This is a genomic window from Pseudomonas sp. GW823-FHT06B06 (assembly GCF_058795195.1).
On sequence record NZ_JBXAHO010000021.1, the window covers coordinates 48,057 to 68,271 of the forward strand.

General features: G+C 61.1%; 15 protein-coding genes. 3 read left to right on the forward strand and 12 right to left on the reverse strand.

The features are described from left to right. Positions 1-123: 123 nt before the first annotated feature. A complete protein-coding gene (locus tag AC1Q8Q_RS19495; RefSeq protein ID WP_492615389.1) occupies positions 124-1,080 on the forward strand; it encodes an alpha/beta hydrolase in 957 nt (318 codons plus the stop codon). A 126-nt stretch (positions 1,081-1,206) separates the two neighbouring features. Here the strand turns inward: AC1Q8Q_RS19495 and AC1Q8Q_RS19500 are convergent, their stop codons facing one another. From AC1Q8Q_RS19500 to AC1Q8Q_RS19515, 4 genes are all read right to left on the reverse strand, one after another. Then, complete coding sequence (locus AC1Q8Q_RS19500; RefSeq protein ID WP_492615390.1) at positions 1,207-2,265, reverse strand: hypothetical protein; 1,059 nt, start codon at positions 2,263-2,265, stop codon at positions 1,207-1,209. A gap of 4 nt (positions 2,266-2,269) precedes the next feature. Further along, positions 2,270-3,274, reverse strand: a complete 1,005-nt coding sequence (locus tag AC1Q8Q_RS19505; RefSeq protein WP_492615391.1) for a lipase family protein — start codon at positions 3,272-3,274, stop codon at positions 2,270-2,272. Continuing rightward, on the reverse strand, positions 3,243-3,779 hold the full coding sequence (locus AC1Q8Q_RS19510; RefSeq protein WP_492615392.1) for a hypothetical protein: 537 nt from the start codon (positions 3,777-3,779) through the stop codon (positions 3,243-3,245). The genes AC1Q8Q_RS19505 and AC1Q8Q_RS19510 overlap by 32 nt, the downstream gene beginning before the upstream one ends. 70 nt (positions 3,780-3,849) lie before the next feature. Then, complete coding sequence (locus AC1Q8Q_RS19515; RefSeq protein ID WP_492615393.1) at positions 3,850-4,305, reverse strand: hypothetical protein; 456 nt, start codon at positions 4,303-4,305, stop codon at positions 3,850-3,852. A gap of 588 nt (positions 4,306-4,893) precedes the next feature. Here AC1Q8Q_RS19515 and AC1Q8Q_RS19520 point away from each other — a divergent pair. After that, positions 4,894-5,232: a DUF6124 family protein gene (locus AC1Q8Q_RS19520; protein WP_179054708.1), complete on the forward strand. Its 339-nt coding sequence runs from the start codon at positions 4,894-4,896 to the stop codon at positions 5,230-5,232. A 200-nt stretch (positions 5,233-5,432) separates the two neighbouring features. Here the strand turns inward: AC1Q8Q_RS19520 and AC1Q8Q_RS19525 are convergent, their stop codons facing one another. The 5 genes from AC1Q8Q_RS19525 to pvdM form a co-directional block, all read right to left on the reverse strand. After that, on the reverse strand, positions 5,433-7,916 hold the full coding sequence (locus tag AC1Q8Q_RS19525) for a TonB-dependent siderophore receptor (RefSeq protein ID WP_492615394.1): 2,484 nt from the start codon (positions 7,914-7,916) through the stop codon (positions 5,433-5,435). A gap of 116 nt (positions 7,917-8,032) precedes the next feature. After that, positions 8,033-9,682, reverse strand: a complete 1,650-nt coding sequence (locus tag AC1Q8Q_RS19530; RefSeq protein WP_492615395.1) for a cyclic peptide export ABC transporter — start codon at positions 9,680-9,682, stop codon at positions 8,033-8,035. A gap of 209 nt (positions 9,683-9,891) precedes the next feature. Then, a complete protein-coding gene (pvdO, locus tag AC1Q8Q_RS19535) occupies positions 9,892-10,755 on the reverse strand; it encodes a dihydropyoverdine dehydrogenase (RefSeq protein WP_492615396.1) in 864 nt (287 codons plus the stop codon). 142 nt (positions 10,756-10,897) lie between these two features. Beyond that, positions 10,898-12,190, reverse strand: coding sequence for a pyoverdine-tailoring periplasmic protein PvdN (gene pvdN, locus AC1Q8Q_RS19540; protein WP_083350182.1), 1,293 nt, complete (start codon positions 12,188-12,190; stop codon positions 10,898-10,900). Between the two features lie 29 nt (positions 12,191-12,219). Beyond that, the gene (gene pvdM / locus AC1Q8Q_RS19545; protein ID WP_033044704.1) at positions 12,220-13,569 is read right to left on the reverse strand and encodes a pyoverdine-tailoring dipeptidase-like protein PvdM; all 1,350 of its coding nucleotides are present in this window, start codon (positions 13,567-13,569) and stop codon (positions 12,220-12,222) included. 226 nt (positions 13,570-13,795) lie between these two features. Between pvdM and pvdP the strand changes: the two genes are divergently transcribed. Beyond that, a complete protein-coding gene (pvdP, locus tag AC1Q8Q_RS19550; RefSeq protein WP_492615397.1) occupies positions 13,796-15,415 on the forward strand; it encodes a pyoverdine maturation tyrosinase PvdP in 1,620 nt (539 codons plus the stop codon). A gap of 111 nt (positions 15,416-15,526) precedes the next feature. On the opposite strand, the gene AC1Q8Q_RS19555 is transcribed toward pvdP, so the two are convergent. From AC1Q8Q_RS19555 to AC1Q8Q_RS19565, 3 genes are read right to left on the reverse strand one after another with little or no spacing between them, the layout of a single operon-like run. Further along, the gene (locus tag AC1Q8Q_RS19555) at positions 15,527-16,921 is read right to left on the reverse strand and encodes an efflux transporter outer membrane subunit (protein WP_492615398.1); all 1,395 of its coding nucleotides are present in this window, start codon (positions 16,919-16,921) and stop codon (positions 15,527-15,529) included. A gap of 7 nt (positions 16,922-16,928) precedes the next feature. Next, entirely contained in the window at positions 16,929-18,902 is a 1,974-nt protein-coding gene (locus AC1Q8Q_RS19560; RefSeq protein ID WP_168758678.1) for a MacB family efflux pump subunit, read from the reverse strand. Next, entirely contained in the window at positions 18,903-20,075 is a 1,173-nt protein-coding gene (locus AC1Q8Q_RS19565; protein ID WP_083349532.1) for an efflux RND transporter periplasmic adaptor subunit, read from the reverse strand. Between the last annotated feature and the right edge of the window lie 140 nt (positions 20,076-20,215).

The following is a 20,215-nucleotide window of genomic DNA, read 5'->3' on the forward strand; positions in this document are numbered from 1 at the left end:
GCGGAGTGTCAGCGACATGAATGTTCACTGACACTCCCTCTTCGCGAGCAAGCCCGCTCCCACAGGGTATTCACCCTCGCTTCGAACCGATTATTGATCTTATTGTGCAAAAGGACTCCCCCCATGACCCTACTGCCAGAACTTGAAGCTTTCCTCGAACTCGCCGAGTTCGGCCGCCTCACCGGCAAAAGCCGCCCAATGCACGAACAAACCCCGCAACAGGCACGGATCGACTTCGAAGCCTCTTCCAGCTTCCTCGATGTACCACTGGACCACATTGCCTGCGACCACTTCACCATCCCCGCCCGGGACGGCCACAGCCTCGCGGCGCGCCTGTATCGCGACGGCCAACCCTTCGACGGCCTGCAACCGGTGATGCTGTACTTCCACGGCGGCGGCTACGTGGTCGGCAGCCTCGATTCCCACGACGCCCTATGTCGTCGCCTCGCAGCCCAGGGTGGTTTTGCCCTGTTGACCGTGGATTATCGCCTGGCCCCCGAATGGAAATTCCCAACCCCGGTACAAGACGCCTGCGACGCCGGCAACTGGCTGGTGCGCGAGGGCGCCGCCCGTGGCTTGGACGCCACCCGCGTGGCACTGGCTGGTGACAGCGTCGGCGCGACACTGGCCACGGTGTTGTCGATCATTGCCGTCCGCGAGCCTGCGGAACTGGCGCTGCAACCCAAGGCCCAACTGCTGGTGTACCCGGTCACAGACGCCACCACCCACCGCGCCTCGCACCGGGATTTTGCCGAAGGTTACCTCCTGGAAACCCCGACCCTGGACTGGTTCTACGCCCACTACGCACGCACGCCTGCGGACCTGGCCGACTGGCGCTGCTCGCCGTTGCTGGCTGACGACCTGTCGGGTTTGGCGCCGGCGCTGGTGTACCTGGCTGGCTATGATCCATTGCATGATGAAGGCTTGGCCTACGCCGAGCGCTTGCGGGCGGCGGGGAATGAGGTGACGTTGTTGGGACAACCGGGCATGACCCATGACTTCTTGCGCATGGCGGGGTTGTTGGGTGAGGTGGAGGGGATTCATGCGCAAGTGGCGGGGTGGGTGCGATCGCGGTTGTGATCTGAACGAATACACACGCCAGGATCGTTCCTACGCTCCGCGTGGGAATGCATCCCGTGACGCTCTGCGTCACAGTTGGCTCCCGCCTGGTGGAGAACTTGAACACCTGATTTTGCGCGCAAGACATTACCATACCCGCTTGGGAAACTCGGCTTTACGCACTGGATGCGCGCTTTCTGGCAGCGGCTTCGTGCGCCCATTAGGTTCGCTCAAGTCTTGAAAGACCTGACCGTCCTCGCCGGCCAGTCGATAGAAGTAAGACGGCAATTTATTGCCCCACTCGTCCGCAACGACGTAGCGACCAAATCCCGGTTTTCCGGGCTCGGGCAGCCAATCAGGTAATAGCTGTGGGCGACGGTCTGGGCAGTTGGCGTAACGCCAAGAATCGAAGCAATCGGCGGCGCGTCCGGTGCGGATGGTTTGTAGCCTCAAGAAGTTCGGGTGCCATTTTCCATCGGCTACGGTGGTGCCATCGGGATAGGTGAATGCGGTGTAGTTGCCCTCTTTTTTCTCCTTCGGTTGTTTGGAGTAAATCGTATAGTCCGAATGCAGGACAGGTTCGAAAAATACCTTACGGGCTTGTAATGCCTGATATTTGAGATAAATGCCGCCCTCACCTTTAAGGCTGACACGTTTACTGTATCCACCTAAGAAAGCCTCTTTTACCCAAGGGTAGTAATCCTTCTTGATCGTCAAGTCTCCTTCAACCTTGATATCCGCGCCGCCTCGTGGCGAGTTGTTATGGTCGAATATCACGACCACGCCGCCTCCCCCTCCTGCAATTACGTTCTCGCCAAAGCGAGCCGGATCGGCATAGACAACGCCAAAGGTCACATTGGCCAGATGCCATTTGCACGCGCCACCACCATCTTTGGGTAGCTCGACTTGATAAAGATCACTCTGCCCCTGACGTTGAAATTCCTTATAAACGGAATGATGACCATCCTGCTCAAGGCGCTGGCCGCTGGCACCATGACTGATACTTTTGCAAGTGGCGGAGCGATACATCACCCACATGGTTTCGGTTTTCAGTTCCTTTGGCAGTTTCACGGTCACAGTTATTTTTTCGCTGTCCGCGGGCGGCGCCAGGCTGTAATCCTGACTGCAACCGCTGAGGCTGAAAAACAGGGCGAATAAAACGACGGGCAGCCTGTGGCGCATGGGTTTGTCCTTTGTCACTTTCATGGGCTTAACCGTAGGTTTTCTCGTAATAGGCTCGCGGGTCAGCGATGGCATTGAAACGCTGTAGCGCTTCTGTACCGCCCTCGGCCTGTTGCGTTACCGCCAACGCTTGGTCAACCAGCTTCTGTAATTCCAGGAATACGCTGTTGCGCTCGTACTCATCCGCAGGAATGGTGGCGTAGTTGTCCTTCATCTGCCGTTTGAACTTGTTCCGCTGGACCTGGCGCTCCAGTAACGGACTGCGCTCCGGGTCGAGCGATTCCATCAACTGATTGTGGATATAGGGTTGGTACTGCGACATGAAGTGATCGCCAATACTCAGCATGCGGCCTATATCCGGGTGACTGTGGCGCGGAAAGAATCGGGCACGGCTCTCGGCGCTCAGGGACGTGATCAGACGTTCCTGGGCCTGCTCGGCCTGTCTGTCTTCGGCCTCGCTCAGGCTGGGAACCAGATACAACTTGGCCATTTCCTGCAACTTCACCGTGATGTTGCTGCGATAGGGTGCGCCGTGCGGTTTGCGGTAAGCGGGGTATGGGGTGATTGCCTGTTCCCGGTGCTGCTCAGCTCTAAGAAACATGGCGAGTTCGCCGTGATGGCTGAACGGATCGCCGTGTTTGAACAACGTAGTGGCCAGTGCCCGGCCTGAAGACCAGCTGAAACCCATGACTGTCCCCATTGAGCCGTAGACGTCGTAAAAATGATTGTCCAGAGCCGCTTCGGGGGGCACACGGGGGACGAGGTCGGTGTCGTTGACATGGCGGAAATGCCATAGCTCGCTCAAGGACTGAATGGCCTTGAGGGTAAAGGTGCGCGGCATGCCGTAGGTATACAGCAGCGGATTGCGGTCTTTCAGTGAGGCCGCATGAACTAGACCGAGGGCACCTCCCAGACTATGCCCGCAGATGAATAGATTTTTTTCAAGTGCATTTTCCGGAATCGTCTCCCCTAGTTCCGTGGCATAAACCCTCCTGGCTACTTCAAACCCATCGCGAAAACCCAGGGTGTACACTGCCCTCCGGAACCAGATCATCGCACGGCACCTTCAGCTCGCAATTGGCCGCGACCTGCGGTTTCACCGGGCGAAAAGTCAAATCGGTACTTAAGTCGGCCAGGCCATTTATCTCGGTGCCGCGCCACGCCACCAGCACCTGGGAAGCACTGATGGCATAAATCAGCTGGGTATGGCCTTGCGGTGGTTTGGCCTTGGCAGTGTCCAAGGACTCGACCGTTATGTAGCGATCGCGAAAGGGAACGTCGGTCACCAGACAAGGCCACGCCTGGCCGTTGTCCCAAACCCGAGGTGTACGCGACAGATCCAGGCACTGTTGCTTGAACAGTTCCTTGACCGAACCCAGATCGCTTTCTGGCCGATTGCTGTAAGCCAAAATACTCATCAGCCCCAGGTTGTATGCATTGGCCAGGCTGTAGTCAGCCTGGTGGTGCAACGTCAGCGACCAGGCACGGAACGGACAAATCTCCAGCACATGGCGACGATCCAGTTGATCATCAGCCACGGTAAAACCGCCAAATGACCGGTCCGGAAAATGGAAGGCCGGAAGCTGATCCGGGTCAGCCAAGGGTGGATCAAACGTAGGCTTTTGATCGCATAACTGACCAATACGCAAGTAGTGGTAGCCATGACCGTCCGCAAGCGCCCTTTCCTCGATCGGCGAAAAGCCCGAACGCTGGCCCATACAGCGGAGTGTGGTCACCCGGGCCAGGACGAGGTGGCTCGGGCCGTACGGCACGCAGGCGGCGAGTCTGCATCTGCTCGAGCAGAGGCGCGGCCTCGATCTTGAGCGTGATGGCCAGCGGGTGCAGGCCGTCAAGGCGGATCACGCCTTGAGCATCGCTCTGGCCTGCATATTCAGCAACATAACCGGTACGGGTGGCCTCATTAATCGCCCGATAGGGCATGTTCGCGACGGGCTCACCCAGTTCATCCAGTAATTGGAATTCCACCCAGTAATCTTTTTGCTTGCCGCAAGTAACATTCTTGAAAGGGTTGAGTGTGTCCGTACGGTGCAGGGTGTCGTTCATATCAGTCCTTGAGTATTTGAATTATTCGAACAGCAGCTCGATAGCTTTCAAGAAACCGACAAGGGTCGAAATAGGATTTTTCCATTACACACGTAGGATGCATCCGAGATGGTTGTGCGCCGGATCTGTAGGAATGGTGCCGGGTTTGGAGAGGGGTGTTGCGCGGTGGAATCGGACGGCGTTCAAGCGTTCGGGTCGAGGGTTGTTGGGCATCTATTTGCGGCGCTTTTTCGAGCAATTTGCAGCGCGTTTAATTGCCAGACAGGTTACTTCCAGAAAGCCACAGCACCTTGCGTCGTTGCCTACAGTTACTCCAGAATCCGCCGGCTTGTGCGCCTTGGGGTCGCTCGGTAACTTGGCTCGGGTCACTGATTGTCAGTGATCGGGTTTAGTAGCCCGGCTAGTTATCCTCGGTTGTACAGGTGTCATTCAGTCAGGTATATGCCTGCACTTGATGGTGGCTGTGCGCATGGCGCCTTTGGGCGCGCCGGGTTTTGGGTGACTTTACCGGTCTACTAACTTGCGCACAGCTACCACCCTTTCGTGTAGTAGCGAGATGGTCGTGGCTCTCTCTGGAGAAAACACCCCATGTTCAAGGTCACACCGAATCCGCCGGACCCCGATCCGACATCTTCGTCAGAAAATTCCGATTCAGACAACCCCAACGACCGCATCCCCTCAGCCGCCGACATCAACGCCACCCCACGCAAGCTCTGCAGCATGTTTATCGTCAACCCTGAGCTCGATGTCGAAACCCTGCTGGCTCATGCCTGTGAGTCTCTGGCTTCGGCCAATGTCATGGCGTTGGATTTGGCGGATCATATGGAAGGGACAGGTCGTCATTCGTTGTTGGGGATTGCCCAGGTGATCATGTTGGGGGAGTTGGCGGTGAACCGGGCGTTGGACCGGATCGATCCGCCTGAATAATCAATGTTGGGGCGAGGGCCGCCTTCGCGAGCAGGCTCGCTCCCACAATTGATCGAGGTGAACGCGGATTTTGTGCACACCGAAGATCCCTTGTGGGAGCGAGCCTGCTCGCGAAGGCGGCATCACAGGCGCCGCAAATATCGGCCCATACAAAAATGCCCGCATCTCTCGATACGGGCATTGTTCATTTCAGCTCAGCCTCAGAAGTCGTACTTCGCGGTGATCTGCATGTTGCGCGGCTCTCCGTAGAAGGTGGTGCCGAAGTTGCCAAGGCCGGTCAGGTAGCGCTTGTCGAAGACGTTGTAGGCGTTGACGGTGAAGCTCAGGTGGTCGTCGTATTGATAACGGGTCATCAGGTCGACGAGGGTGTAGCCGCCTTGCTTGAGCATGGTGCTACCGCCTTCGCCGCCGCCTACGTTCGGGCTGTAGCTCTGGCCGTAAAACGCACTCTGCCAGCTGACGCCACCACCGACGGTGAACTGGTCCAGCGCGCCGGGCAGGCGGTAGGTGGTGAAGGTGCGTACGACGTGTTCCGGTTTGCTGGTGGCCAACGGGAAGCCGAAGATGCGTTGGTGATCCTTGTCGCGGGTACGGGCATAGGTGTAGCCAGCCGATACGTTCCAGTCCTGGGCCAGTTCGCCGGCCAGTTCCAGTTCAACGCCATTGGTGGTGGCGCCGTCGACGGCTTTGTAAATGCCGTCGCCGGTAATCTCATTGGTGCCGATCGACTCGGCAACGTTGTCCTGCTCGATGCGGAAGAAGGCCAGGTTGGCATTCAGCTTGCCGTCGAAATAGGCCGCTTTCAGGCCGGTTTCGTAGCTGTCGCCTTCAACCGGCTCCAGGGTCTTGCCGCTGGCGTCCTTGTAGATCTGTGGCTGGTAGATGCTGGTGTAGCTGGCGTAGACCGAGTAGGTATCGTCCAGGTCATAGACCACACCGGCGTAAGGCGTGACGACGCCATGTTCCTTGTAGCTGGCGTGGGTGTCGGCCAGGCCGGCGCCCGGGTAGTAGGTGTAGTCCTCGTTGTACTTGTAGGTGCTTACGCGACCGCCGAGGATGAACGACAGGTCGTCGGTCGGGCGCAGGCGCGTGGCCAGATAAGCGCCGTTCTGGCTTTGGGTGCGCTCGTACTTGCCGTTTTTCGGGAAGTCCGGTTTCGCGATATGGCCTGTCCAGTCAAAGATGTTTCCCGGTACCGATCCATCGGAGTCGGTGGGGGTGCCATAGGTTGCGCCAGTCTGACGGGAGTGGGACGTCATGAAACCTGCCACCAGTTCATGCTCGCGACCGCCCAGGGTGAACGGGCCGGAGACGTTCACGTCAGCGGTGTTCTGCACGCGATGGCCTTCCCAGTGCCCCTGGTAAAAGAACATGCCTTCGCCGGTGTCGCGGTTCGGGTAGCCACCGCTGGCCGAGGCCAGTTGGGTGTCGTGATCGGTGGTTTTCTGGTCGAGGCTGAGCTTGAGTTTCCAGTCGTTGGCCAGCGCTTGCTCGAGGGACGCGAAGTAGGTGGTGCTGTCGAAGTCGCGGCGGCTCCAGTCGGCGCCCGGGTTGAAACCGCGGGAGAAGTCGGTCTTGCCGCCGTCGGCGTAGTAAACCGTGTTACCGGTCCAGGAACTGCCGCGAGGGGTGGCGCTGGATTTGTCGACGCCCAGGGTCAGCAGGGTATCGTCGGTCAGGTCGGCTTCGAGGATGCCGTAGTACAGGTCTTTCCTCTGGCTGTAGTGGTCGATGTAGGAATCTTTGTCCTGCAAGGCACCGACGAAACGGCCGCGCACGCTGCCGCTATCGTTCAGCGAGCCGGAGATGTCGCCCTCGGTACGGTAGTTGTCCCAGGAACCGGCGGTGGCGCTGATCGAGGCCTTGAATTCCTTGGTTGGTTTCTTGCGGATCAGGTTGACGGTGGCCGCCGGGTCGCCGGCGCCAGTCATCAGGCCGGTCGCGCCCTTGATGACTTCGATGTGATCGAGGCTTGCAGCGTCATCGCTGTTGTTGGGGTTTTCACCGTACACGCCGTCGTAGGGAATGTTGACGCCATCGTATTGAAAGTTGGTGATGGCAAAGCCTCGGGCGGAAAATTCGGTACGGTCGCTGTCGTACTTCTGGGCGGTGACACCCGGGGTGTTGCGCAGCGCATCGGCGACGCTCGTCACACCGCGATCGTCCATCTGCTGACGGGTCACCACGGTCACCGACTGCGGCGTTTCGCGAAGGGTCAGCGGCAGCTTGGTGGCGGTAGTAGTCGCACCCGTGGTGTAGGAGCCGGTGTCTTCAGTGGTCAAGCCCAGGGCCTGGCCGGAAATGGTGGTAGCGCCCAGTTGCAGGCTCGACGAGCCACCCGACACCAGCGTCACGCTGTTGCCGTTGATCTGGAACGAAATGCCGGTGCCCTTGAGCATCTCGGCCAGGGCTGCGGAAGGCTCCAGCGAGCCGGACACCGCGCGGGACTTGATGCCGGCCACCTGGTCCGGGCTGTAGAGGATTTGCAGATTGGTCTGCATGCCCAGTTGGGTCAGCGCGCTGGACAGCGGCTGCACGGCAATACTCACTTTTACAGGCGCTGCGTTGGCCATCGAGCTCCCCAGCAACGTGGCGGTCAACAGGACGCTGGTCAACAGCGTTTTGTGCAGTGACGGGCGCTGTACGGCCAGCGCGAGAGGGGTACGGCGTGGAAGAGATCGCATTACTTGCCTGTGCTCCTGAAAAGTGTCGTGCAGATTTTTTATTAATGGGAATGATTATTAAGACGAGATGCGATTGCGAAACCGGAAAAGAAATGTGAAAGAAATGTCATTGGGGTTCAGGCAGGCACCAGCTCGGTGACGACCCGTCCGCTTTCCATGCGCACCAGTTGGTCGGCGACATCGAAATAACGGTCATCATGGGAGATCACGATGATGGTCTTGCCCAGGCGCTTGAGGTCCGGCAGCAGCTCGGTGTAGAAAATTCGCCGGAAGGTCGGGTCCTGGTCGGCCGCCCACTCGTCGAACACCAGCACCGGCCGCTCTTCCAGCCAGGCATTGACCAGCGCCAGGCGCTTGCGCTGCCCGGTTGAAAGGTCGGTGGTGGTGAAGTTGCCGTCCTTGACGCTGACCTTGTGCGCGATCTCCAGGCGTTGCAGGTATTTGTTGGCGTCTTCGGGGATCTGCGTGTCGCCCTGGACCACGTCGTCGAACAGGTAGTAGTCGGCGAAGATGGTGGTGAAGAGCTGGCGATAGTCGTCGCGGTTGTGCGCGTCGATGGCCTCGCCATTGACCCGGATCTGCCCCTGTTGCGGCGTGTACAGGCCCAGCAGCAGCTTGATCAGGGTGGTTTTGCCGCAGCCGTTCTCGCCGACGATGAAGGTGATGTCGCCCTGCTTGATCGACAGGTTGACCGGGCCCAATTGGAAGGGCGCAGCACCCTCGACCGACGGGAAGGCGTAGCGCACGTCCGTCAGTTGCAGTTCGTGCACGGCCTGTTTGACCTTGCCTTGGTCGCTGAGCAGCAGGTGAGGTTCCGGGGTGGAAAACTGTTCGGACAGTTCAGCGATGCGGCGAAAGGCAATCTGCGCACGGCTGACGATCGGCAGGGTGCCGATCAAATGCTCCAGCGGGCCTTTCATGTACAGCAGCACCAGCACGAAGCCGCTCATGACGGTCTTGTCGGCGCTCGGCCAGAACGTTTGCAGGGCCAGGGCCAGGCCGATGACCACAAAGAACAGCATCGAGCCGAAAGTCTTGGCGATGACGAAGGTGTTGATCGAACGCACCTGGGTGTTGCAGATGAATTCGGCGGTGCCCTTGATGCCCGAGCTGAACATGCGCTGGCGGCGAGGGCGGTGGATACGCAGTTCCTTGGCGCCTTCGGCAATGGCGTTGTAGTGCTTTTGCAGCTCGTCTTCAGCGTCGCGGGCGGCCATGAAGCCTTGCACACCCTTGCTCTGGGCGTAGGCCTGGATCGCGCTGCCGATCAGGATCGCGGCCACCATGATCAGGAACATCGGCCACGACAGGATCGCCAGGTAGCCCATGCATCCCAGGGTCACGGTCAGGGAAATCGCCAGCGGCGCGAAGGCGAAGGCGAAGTCGCTGATGGTGTCGACGTCGTGGGTCAGCACCGGGATCAGGCGATGGCTGCGGTAACGCTCGATCTGTTCGATCGGCGCCGACAGCACCTTCTCGCCCAGCTGTTTGCGCAGCTTGGCAATGATGTGTTGGCCGACGTAGTTAGTGCCGATGTCGGAGCAGATCGAACTGGCCAGCGCCAGCAGGCACAGGCCGGCGAACAGCGCGACCACGCCCTGGGTCAGGCCGCTGTCCGAATGCAGGGCATTGTTGATGGTCGCCAGCAACACCGTGACGCTCAGTCCGCCGACCATGCCCAGGAATATGGAAGCAGCGACGATGAATCGAAAGGGTTTGAGCAGGGCGAACAATTCGCCGATGGCGCCTCGGGTAGGCTGGGTCATGGAAGACGGTTCCTTGGGTCGGAAGGCAGATACCCAGTAGAACGTCTGGTCGAGGGGTTAATTTAGAGGGGGGTGACTGGTGGCGGGGAACTACACGTAAATCCCTGTAGGAGCTGCCGCAGGCTGCGATCTTTTGATCTTGTTTTTAAAAAAATCAAAGTCAAAAGATCGCAGCCTGCGGCAGCTCCTACAGTGGATGGTAGGGGGGTTCAGAGATTGCGCACTACGCGAAAGCCTATCCAGTCCCCGCGTTCCTGAGGGTATTGGCTGTTGCGGTTTCCGGAGCGGGAGAACACCGGGGCTTCCCCCCAGTCGTTGCCGCGGATGCGCACGGCTTCGCAGTTGGGTTCCAGCCAGGCGCTGCCATCGGTGGGGGCGTCGACGTAGTTCGGGTGTTCGCAATCTTCGACCCACTCATAGACGTTGCCGTGCATGTCGTACATACCGAAGGCGTTCGGTGGGTAGCTGCCCACCGGCGAGCTGTAGCTGTAGCCGTCCGCCGGGCCGTAGGTATTGGCGTGTTTGGCGATGCTGTATCCCTTGCCTTCATCGAACGGAAAGGGGAACGGGCCTTGGGTGCCGCCGCGTGCGGCGTATTCACGCTGGGCCTCGCTGACCATGCTGTATCGCTGTCCGGTTTTCTTCGACAGCCAGGCGACGTAGTTCTTCACGTCGTCGAAGTTCATGCACACCGCCGGCTGACGCGGGCCCTGCGGGTAGCGCGGCTTGCTGGCGATGCACTCGCGACCTGGCCGGGTATCGCCGTTGGCGATGGTCACGCCGCTTTCCTTGATATAGCTGTCCCATTCACCGGCGGTGATCTGGAAGCGGCTCATGGCGAAGGGTTTGGCGAAGGTCACCTCATGCATCGGACCCTCATCGGGCTCGCGGCCGACTTCGTCATCGGGCGTGCCCATGATAAAGGTGCCGGCGGGCAGCACGACCATTTCCGGGCAGTTCTTGCAGTCCTTGAATACCTTGCCCGCTGGCGGTGGGGTGGCGGCCTGTGCGGCGCAGGGGAGCAGGCCGGCGATGAGGGCGGTTAGGGCGAGGGCTAACATGTGACGGGTCATTTTCTATCTCGATAAAGAAGAGCGAACCCTGTAGGAGCGAGCATGCTCGCGATGGACGTCAACGATAACGCGGGGTGTCTGAATATCCGCAGTGTTCTGGCGACCATCGCGAGCATGCTCGCTCCTACAGTGAATGGTGGTTTCAGGCGGTTTTGTTCAGTAGGGCCGTGAACCGGTCGATTTCGTGTTCACTGTTGAGCAGGCCGGGAGCGATGCGGATCACCGGGCCAGCGTCACGGTCCACCGAGTCGCAGACCACGCGGTTCTGCATCAGCCCGCTGGCGACCTTTTCGCAGTCCTGGTCCTTGATCCGGAAGAAGGTGAAACCGGCGGACAGTTGCGGGCTCCTTGGCGTGACCAGTTCGATCCGCGGCTGTTCCAGCAGGCGATCCTTGGCATAGCTGTTGAGTTCATGAATGCGCGCCTGGACCTCGGCCTTGCCCAAATCCAGGTGCAGCTTGAACGCTTCGTCCACGGCCCAGCGATGTTCGAAACTGTGATAGCCGCCGGGGGTCATGATGGTCGCGAAATCGGTGGATTCGCTGAAGGTCGGAATGATCGGCGTGACGTCCCGGACCTCGGCGGAGCGGGCACAAATGATCCCGGTGCCACGGGGGCCGAACATCCATTTGTGCGTACCGGCGATAAAGAAGTCGCAGTGCATGTCGGGAAAGTCGAGGTCCTCGACGCCAAAGCCGTGCACGCCGTCGACCACATACAGGATGCGGTCCTTTTCGTCGCGCTTGCGGTTGTGCTCTTCGACCAGCTTGCCGATTTCGCCGATCGGCAGTTTCACACCGCTGCCCGATTGCACCCAGGTCATGCCCAGCACGCGGGTTTGTGGGCGGATGCCTTGGGCGATCGAACCCAGCACTTCGTCCACGGAAATGTCGCGGCTGCTCTCGAACAGCTTGAGCTTGCGCACGTTCGTGCCTTGGCGTTGCTGACGAAATTCCAGCGTGTAATTCGTGGAATAGTGTTCATGTTCGCTGACCAGGATTTCCTGATCCGGCCTTACATGAATCCCGCCATAGATCATCGCCAGGCCTTCAGTGGTGCTGCCGGTCAGCGCGATCTGCTCGGGTTTGGCATTGAGGTAGCGTCCGGCCCAGACCCGCACATTGTGCTCGCGTTTCTCGGTTTCCTGCAGGTCCCAGTCCATGGCCCGGCCAGGGTTGCGGTCGATGTTGGCGCGGTGCATGTCGATCGCGTTGCGCACCGGCGTTGGGTGCGAGGTGATGAGGAAATTGGCGAAATGCAGGTAGTTCGGGTCCTGATTGAACAGCTGGCGCAACTGCGCCCATTTGCCCTTGGGCAAAGGCGGTGGCTGCTGTTGTAGATCGCCGGCCAGGGCTGGCGGGTACACGGAAGCAGCCAGGGGCAGGCCGGCGGCGAGAATGCCGGCCTGCTTGAGGAAGGAGCGACGGTTGGTCATGGCTTCGGGTTCGCTTGGCAAAAGTGGCATCAGTTTTTGGCGACGGGCCGGGAGGCTTTTTCGACCTGGTCCCAGACCCGCAGGAAATTGCCGCCCCAGAGTTTGGCGATATCGGCTTCGCTGTAGCCGCGGCTGATCAGCTCGGCTGTCACGTTGCGCGCCTCGCTGACGTCTTTCCAGCCGTCCAGGCCGCCGCCATCGTTGAAGTCGGAACTGATGCCGACGTGATCGATGCCGATTTTCTTCACCGCGTAGTCAATCGCGTCGCCGTAGTCCTTGAGGGTGGCCTTGGGTTCTTCGTCGACAATCGCGTAGAGCTGGCTGGCGTATTCGCCGAACCGTTGTTCCGACCACACGGTGATGATCGGGTCGCCCGGCATCAACGCCATCTCCAGGCCTTGCAGGGGTTGCAGGTCGAAACGCGCACGCAGGGCGTTGAGCTTGTCCTGGGTGGCCTGGCTCAGTGGGCGGATGTAGGTCGGGAAGCCGACGATCTGCACCACGCCGCCGCTGTCCTTGATCAACTGCATTTCGTGGTCGCTGAGGTTGCGCGGGATGTCTACCAGGGCGCGCGGGGCGGAGTGCGAGGCCACCATCGGCGTGCGGCTCAACCGGGCCACTTGCTCCAGGGCCTTGGTCGACATCTGCGACACATCGATGATCACGCCGAGGTCGTTGAGGCGCTGCACGGCCTGCTTGCCGATGTCCGAGAGACCGCCGAGGGCGTCCCGGGAATCGTTGAAGAATGGCAGCGGCCTGGATGAATCGGCCCAGGCGTTGTTACCCACATAACTGAAGCCGAACATGCGCATGCCCCGTGCCGCCCATTTATCCAGGGCATTGAGGTCGTTGCCCAGTGGGTAGGCGTTGAGCATGCTCATGAAGATCGCGAACTTGCCTTCGCCATGCAGGCGCCGGAAATCGTCAGGGGTGTAGGCGATGGCGGCCTGGTTGGGGAAGTCGCGCACCAGGGCGCTGATGATCTTGTAGCGGGTTTCCTGTTCGAAGCGTGCCTCTTCGACGAAGCCGGCGGTGGGGCGATGCGGCGCGTTGGGACCGTTCCAGATTTCCGGCCAGCCGAAAATTGTCAGGGCCGCACCGGACAGGCGTCCGCGTCCGCTCTTGACGAGGTCGAACTGGCCGCTGCCGTCCTTGTCGGCTTCATTGCCGGCGGTACCGAAGTCCATGGGTACGGTGATGTGGCTGTCGAACGAGAGAAGGCGCTCATGCAGTTCTTCGGCCTGCTTCATCACTTTGACCGGGTAACCGTGATTGTCCTTGAGCCCGTAATCCCAGGCCGCAAAGCCTGCGCCCGCGCAGATCGCCAGGGCTAGCGGCAGGCCGATGAAAAGAGCCTTTTTCGAACGTGGTTTTGTCATTGCCGTCTCAGTCAGGGAGCCTTTGCTATCTGGGAGGAACGAGTGATCGACCAAGGAATTTAGGTGCTCCTGAAAAGATCGCAGCCTGCGGCAGCTCCTACAGGGGCAGGCATTTCATGTAGGAGCTGCCGCAGGCTGCGATCTTTTGGCTGCACCATAAATTTTGGAAGGGAACAAACGTTCTAGCTTGGATAAAGCCTGCTTCATGGCTGACACAGGTAGGGCAATGACGATTTCTCGACGATGGTTCATGGCAGGCCTCGCGCTGACCGGCGCGGCTGTGCCCGCGGCTTTTTATGGGCATCGCCAATGGACGAAGCCGGACCCGACGATCACCCCCGGCGAAGCGTCGTTCGAGGTGGCGGATGTCGCCGGCCAACGCCTGGCGGATACGCTGCGTGGTGTCTGGCAGATACGTTTCGAAGGACGTGATGCCGGGCTTGAAGGCTTGCCACGGGACGGGCTGGAGCTGCTTCTCGACATCGGCCACAAGGGCCGTGGCCTGGTTGGTTTTCTCGACACCGCCGAGCGCTTGCGTTCCAGCGAAGCACCGCGATATCAGGTGCTGGGCGATGTGGCCGGGGTCAAGCCGGCGCAGTTGAGTTGGCGCTTGCTCAGCGCCCGTGGCAGCTGTGACTACGAGTTCAGCATGGCGCTGGACGAAGTCTGGGCCGGTTTCGGCAATGCCGGCAGCGGCAGCCTCAGTGGTCGCGTGCTGGATCTGGATCGCCCCTTGATGATGACGACCCAGGACAATCGCTTTGTCGCGGTCAAGAAGGTGTTCCCCGAAGCCCGCGAACGCACCGCTCTGAATCCACCGCTGCTGGCCTGGCTGACGTCCCAGGAGCATCGCTTGTTCCACCAGCTCTGGCATGCGTCCAGGGATAAATGGCACACCTTGCCCGAAGACAAGCGCGACGCCTTGCGCGGCATCGGGTGGCAGCCCGGGCCGCGGGATAAGGAGCGTGACGCCCGTGGCACACGCAAGGATCGCAACGGCTCCGGCGTGGACTTCTTCTTCATGCATCGGCACATGCTCGGCACCGCACGTTCGATGCAGGACTTGCCGTCATGGACGCGGTTCCCCTTGCCGCAACCGGAGCTGGCCCGGGACCGCATCGGCTTCGCCAATTATTTCGACAACCACGACGGCACGGCGCTGCCACCTACCTGGCTGGCCGAAGACGATGACGAGTATTCGCAATGGGTCAGCGACATCAAGACCGCCGAGACCTACCACAGCAATTTCCAGGTCTGGGAGTCGCAATACCGTGACCCGCGTTACCTGTCGAAGTTGACCCTGGGGCAGTTTGGCTCAGAGGTCGAGTTGGGCCTGCACGACTGGTTGCACATGCGCTGGGCCTCGGTGCCGCGCGATCCGTCCAACGGCCAGCCAGTGCCGTTCGCCCGGGATCCAGCGGACTTTTCCGCGCGTTGGTATGCGCCGGAAAACGACTTCCTCGGCGATCCGTTCTCGTCCCATGTAAACCCGGTGTTCTGGCACTTCCACGGCTGGATCGACGATCGCCTGGAAGACTGGTTCCGCGCCCATGAGCGTTTCCACCCGGGGCAGGTGAGTCGGCTTGAGGTCAATGGCGTGCAGTGGTTCGCGCCAGGGCGTTGGGTCGAGATCGACGACCCGTGGCTGGGGCCGGGGACCCATGGTTGCAGCACCACGCCGGGGTTGCAGGCGGGCAAGTCGGTGGAGATGGACCCGGAGACCATGAAGCTGGCGTTGCGGATTACCTTTGGCGAGGACGAGAAGAAGCTGGCGGATCTGTTCAGGAAGGTGCCGCAGCGGCCTTGGTATGCGCGGAATTTGAAGGTGAAGCCGGTCGTTACATGATCGTTCCCACGCTCTGCGTGGGAATGCCTCAACGGACGCTCCGCGTTCGGCTCTGGATGGGACGCAGAGCGTCCCGGGCTGCATTCCCACGCAGAGCGTGGGAACGATCAACTACAAAACCTGCCACCCACCCCCAAGCGCCTTGTACAAAGCAATGCTCGCCTGCATCCGCGACAGCCTCAGTTGCACATTCAAATCCTGCGCCGCATACAGTGTGCGTTGCGTCTCCAGCACTGTCAGTAAATCCTCGGCACCCGCTTCATAGCGGCTTTGTGCGATGTTGAACGCGGTCTGCGCCTGGTTCAGTTCCTCGCTTTGCCACTGCCGTTGTGCGTCCAGCCCACGAATACTGTTGAGGGCTTTTTCCACGTCGGCGAAACCGTTGATGATCGCACCACGATAGGCTTCCAGCAGTTCCTCCTGGCGCGCTGTGGCCTGGTCGCGCTCGGCGCCCAGGCGCCCGTTGTTGAACACCGGGGCGAGTAAACCGGCGGTGAGGTTGTAGAAGGGGCTGCGCAGGATGTCACCGGCACGGTCGGCACCGGAGCCGATTTCCGCGCTCAGGGTCAGGGTCGGCAACATTGCGGCGCGGGCGACGGTGACGTCGGCCTGGGCAGCGGCCAGTTGCGCTTCGGCCCGGGCGATGTCCGGGCGCCGGCTGAGCAATTCGCTGGGTACGCCCGCGTCAATGGCGGGCCAGGACAATTGATCGAAATGCTCCTGGCCCAGCGCCAGTTTCTGCAGCGGGCGGCCGAGGAGGGTAGCGAGGCTGATCTGCGCGTCGATGGACTGCTGCCGTACCAGCGGTAATTGCCGCTGTTGCGCGGCCACCAGGCTTTTCTGCTGAGCCAGTTCCAGTGCGGTCGCGGAGCCGGAATCGAAGCGAGTCTGCACCAGTTTCAACACGTTCTGCGCGTTGGCCAGGTTGAGCCCGGCAATACGGCTTTGCTCCTGCAGCGACAGGGTTAGCGCATAGGTGTTGGCGACGCCGCTGAGCAACGTCAGCTCCACCGTCGCCTGATCGAACTCGCTGGCCTGCATCGCGAATTGCGCACTGTCACGGGAAGCGCGCTGGCCACCCCAGAAATCGATTTCGTAAGTGGCGGTCAGGTTGGCGTTGAAATAGTCCACGGCGCTGTTGTCGCTGTCGGCATCCAGTTGGCTGTAGCCATTGCCGCGCAGCAATTTCTGGCGGTTGGCGTTTGCCCCTGCCTGGACTTCTGGTAACTGCGAACCACCGGCGACCACCGTTTCGGCCTGTGCCTGGCGCACCCGCGCAATGGCGGCGGCCAGGTCGTAGCTGCCGACTCGGGCCTGTTCGATCAGGCGTCCCAGTTGCGGGCTGCCAAAGCGGTTCCACCATTGCTGGTTGTCGCGGGTAGCAGTCGAGGAGTGTGGTGATTGCCAGGCGGTGGGCGGCGTAATGCCGCTGTCCGGACGCTGGGCGGGACTGCCGCAGGCGCCGAGCAGCAGGCAGAGGGTCAGCAAACTCAGTTGCGGCTTCATGGAAAGATCATTCACTGGTAAGGGCCGTGACCGGGTCGAGTCGGGCAGCTTTGCGGGCCGGCATGAAGCCGAAGACGACACCGGTGACCAGGGCGCAGCCGAAGGCGCCCAACACCGCTATCAAGGAGAACGCGACGGCGACTTCGCTGAGGATCAGCACGCCGCCGACGATCAGCGCCAGGGCGATCCCGGCCAGGCCACCGACCACCGAAAGCATCACCGCTTCGGTGAGGAACTGGCGCAGGATGTCGCGCTGGCGGGCACCGGTGGCCATGCGGATGCCGATCTCGCGGGTCCGTTCGCGCACGGTCATGAGCATGATGTTCATCACGCCGATGCCGCCCACCAGCAGCGAAATCGCGGCAATCGAACCGAGCATCAGCGACAGGGTGTTTTGCGTGCGCGCTTCGGCCTGGATCATCGCCGCGTTGTTGGTCAGCTCGAAATCCTTCTTGCCGTTGTGCAGGCGCAGCATCAATTGCTCGATGGCGTGTTCCGTTTCCTTGACCTTGCGCGCATCGGCGGCGGCAATCGCGATGTATTCCGGGTTGTAAGTGCCGAATAACCGCACGCTGGCGGCGGAGTAGGGGATGGCGATGCGGTCGTCGCTGTCGGAGTCGCCGGAGCTGGCGCCTTTTTCCGCCAGCACGCCGACCACCTGGAAGGGTACGTTTTCGATCAGGATGTACTGGCCGATGGGATTGGCGACGTCCTTGAGCAGTTTGGTCCGCACCTTGTGGCCGATCACCGCGACCGCCGCGGCGTTTCGTTCATCGGCCTCGGTGAAGTAGCTACCTTGCACCACTGGCCAGTTGAAGATCGCCGGGAAGTTGGTGTCGTTGCCGCCAACGTAGCTCAGGTGGTCGAGGTTGCCGAAGCGTACCCCGGCTTCCTGGCCGTTGACCGGCATGATGCGCATCACCTGGGGCAGGCTCGCCACCGCCTTGACTTCGTCCAGGGTGACGATACCCAGCGGCGTGCGCGGGTTTGGGGACGCGCCACTGAGGTAAATGATGTTGGAACCGAACGCGCCCATCTGGGCCATGACTTGGCGCTTGCTGCCTTCGCCGACGGCCAGCATCACCACCACCGACGCCACGCCGATAATGATCCCCAGCAGGGTCAGCGCGGTGCGGAACCTGTTGATCCACATCACCCGCCAGGCGGCTTGCACCGCGTCGACCAGCTCGCCTTTCCAGGCACCGCTGGCTTGCGTGCCTTCAGTCAGGCGCTTGCGCAGGTCCACTGCTTGCAATGCACCGGGATTGGCAGGGGTTTGCGCGGCGCGATTGTCCAGGGCGCTGTCACTGATGATCAGGCCGTCGCGGATCTCGATGATGCGCTTGGCCCGCGCCGCCACTTCGCGATCATGGGTAATGAGGATCACCACGTGGCCCTGGCTCGCCAGCTCGTCGAGCAGCGCCATGACTTCCTTGCCGCTGTGACTGTCGAGGGCGCCGGTGGGTTCGTCGGCGAGGATGATATGGCCGCCGTTCATCAAGGCGCGGGCAATGGACACCCGTTGCTGCTGGCCACCGGAGAGCTGGTGTGGACGATTGCCGGTGCGTGTGGCCAGGCCGAGGCGCTTGAGCAGGGCGGCGGCGCGGGCATGTCGTTCGGCGGCTGGAGTGCCAGCGTAGATCGCCGGCATCTCGACGTTCTCCTGGGCCGAACCGGACGGAATCAGGTGATAACCCTGGAACACGAAACCAAAAGCTTCGCGGCGCAGCCAGGCCAGTTCGTCGCTGTCCAGGTCGGCGACGTTTTCTCCGGCGAAGCGGTATTCGCCCGAGGTCGGACGGTCGAGGCAGCCGAGGATGTTCATCAGTGTCGACTTGCCGGAGCCGGAGGCGCCGACGATCGCCACGAATTCCCCGGCATGGATCGACAGGTCGATGCCGCGCAACACATGGACTTCAGGCGCGTCGCCACCGCCGTAGGCTTTGCGGATGTCTGAAAGTTCGATCAGGGGCGTATGCATTTACCCGCCGCTCCCGTCGGCCGGGCCGATCAACAAGTGATCGCCTTCCTGCAGGCCGTCGAGGATCTGCACCCGCAGGCGGTCGCTGATACCGGTGCGCACGTTGCGTTGTTCGATACGGCCATTGCTGGCCACCACTTGCGCGGTCTGGCTGTCGGATTGCGCGCCGGCCTGCAGCGCGGCGATCGGTGCGGTCAGGACGTTTTGCGCCTGGCCTGCGACGAAAAATACCTGGGTGGTCATTTCCGCCATCAGCGCGTTGTCGGCGTTATCGACATCCAGCAGCACGGTGTACAGCACCACCCGTGCGCTGCCGCTTTTGCTCGAGCTGGCGGGGCTGCCGCCGCCCTGGCTGGTTTGGTCTAGGGGTTTGGGCGGTACGGGCAGGATCTGCCGCACGGTGCTTTTCCAGCGCCGGGTGCCGCCGCTCAGGGTGGTGAACCAGGCGTTCATGCCGGGTTTGACGTGGCCGATGTCGGCTTCGGAGACCTCGGCCCAGACGGTCATCGGCGACAGTTTGGCGATGCGCAGAATCAGCGGTGTCTGTTGCTGGGCGTTGAGGGTCTGGCCTTCGCGGGCATCCAGTGCGACCACAGTGCCGGACATGGGCGCATAGATCCGGGTGTATCCGAGCTCGGCCTGATCGCTGCGCAGGCTGGCCTGGGCCTGGCGAATCTGCGCCTGGATCATGTCGATGCGCGCCTGGGTGGCGCGCAGTTCGGCCTGCGCAGTCTGCACGTCTTCTTCGCGGGTGGCGTTGCCGGCCTTGAGGTGTTGCTGGCGCTGGAATTTCTGTTGGGCCAGGTCGTGTTGCGCGCGTTGCTCCTGAAGCTGCGCCTTGAGGTTTTCGATGGAAAAACGCCCGGCATCGAGTTTGGCCTGTTGCGTGGAGGGATCGATTTCCACCAGCAGCTGGCCTTCCTTGACCACGTCACCGACTTCCACGTGGATCTTTTGAATCTGCCCGGACGCTTGGGCGCCGACGTCCACGTAACGCCTGGGTTGCAGGGTACCCAAGGCCGTGACACTGCTTTCGAGGTCGGCGCGGGTCACCTGCACGGTGGCGAACCGGTCGCGCCCGGGCGGAATGAACTGCCAGGCCGCAACGGCGATAACGGGGATCAGGGTGAGTGCTACCAGCAGGGCGCGTCGGGTACAACGGGAACGTTTCATGCAGGGTTCCAAAGCAGTTGAACACTGCCGTGGAGCCGGCAGGGACGTGGAGCTGTCCTAGTAGACGAGGACAGCTGCAGGGAATTTAGCCTCGGACACGCGGCGTAACACTGTGGCTTGCCTCACTGATCGTTCCCACG

Excerpts from the sequence above, each read along its gene's own strand:
- AC1Q8Q_RS19495 (WP_492615389.1), top strand. The coding sequence starts at position 124 with ATGACCCTACTGCCAGAACTTGAAGCTTTCCTCGAACTCGCCGAGTTC.
- AC1Q8Q_RS19500 (WP_492615390.1), bottom strand. The coding sequence starts at position 2,265 with ATGAAAGTGACAAAGGACAAACCCATGCGCCACAGGCTGCCCGTCGTT.
- AC1Q8Q_RS19515 (WP_492615393.1), bottom strand. The coding sequence starts at position 4,305 with ATGAACGACACCCTGCACCGTACGGACACACTCAACCCTTTCAAGAAT.
- AC1Q8Q_RS19520 (WP_179054708.1), top strand. The coding sequence starts at position 4,894 with ATGTTCAAGGTCACACCGAATCCGCCGGACCCCGATCCGACATCTTCG.
- AC1Q8Q_RS19525 (WP_492615394.1), bottom strand. The coding sequence starts at position 7,916 with ATGCGATCTCTTCCACGCCGTACCCCTCTCGCGCTGGCCGTACAGCGC.
- AC1Q8Q_RS19530 (WP_492615395.1), bottom strand. The coding sequence starts at position 9,682 with ATGACCCAGCCTACCCGAGGCGCCATCGGCGAATTGTTCGCCCTGCTC.
- pvdO (WP_492615396.1), bottom strand. The coding sequence starts at position 10,755 with ATGACCCGTCACATGTTAGCCCTCGCCCTAACCGCCCTCATCGCCGGC.
- pvdN (WP_083350182.1), bottom strand. The coding sequence starts at position 12,190 with ATGACCAACCGTCGCTCCTTCCTCAAGCAGGCCGGCATTCTCGCCGCC.
- pvdM (WP_033044704.1), bottom strand. The coding sequence starts at position 13,569 with ATGACAAAACCACGTTCGAAAAAGGCTCTTTTCATCGGCCTGCCGCTA.
- pvdP (WP_492615397.1), top strand. The coding sequence starts at position 13,796 with ATGACGATTTCTCGACGATGGTTCATGGCAGGCCTCGCGCTGACCGGC.
- AC1Q8Q_RS19555 (WP_492615398.1), bottom strand. The coding sequence starts at position 16,921 with ATGAAGCCGCAACTGAGTTTGCTGACCCTCTGCCTGCTGCTCGGCGCC.
- AC1Q8Q_RS19560 (WP_168758678.1), bottom strand. The coding sequence starts at position 18,902 with ATGCATACGCCCCTGATCGAACTTTCAGACATCCGCAAAGCCTACGGC.
- AC1Q8Q_RS19565 (WP_083349532.1), bottom strand. The coding sequence starts at position 20,075 with ATGAAACGTTCCCGTTGTACCCGACGCGCCCTGCTGGTAGCACTCACC.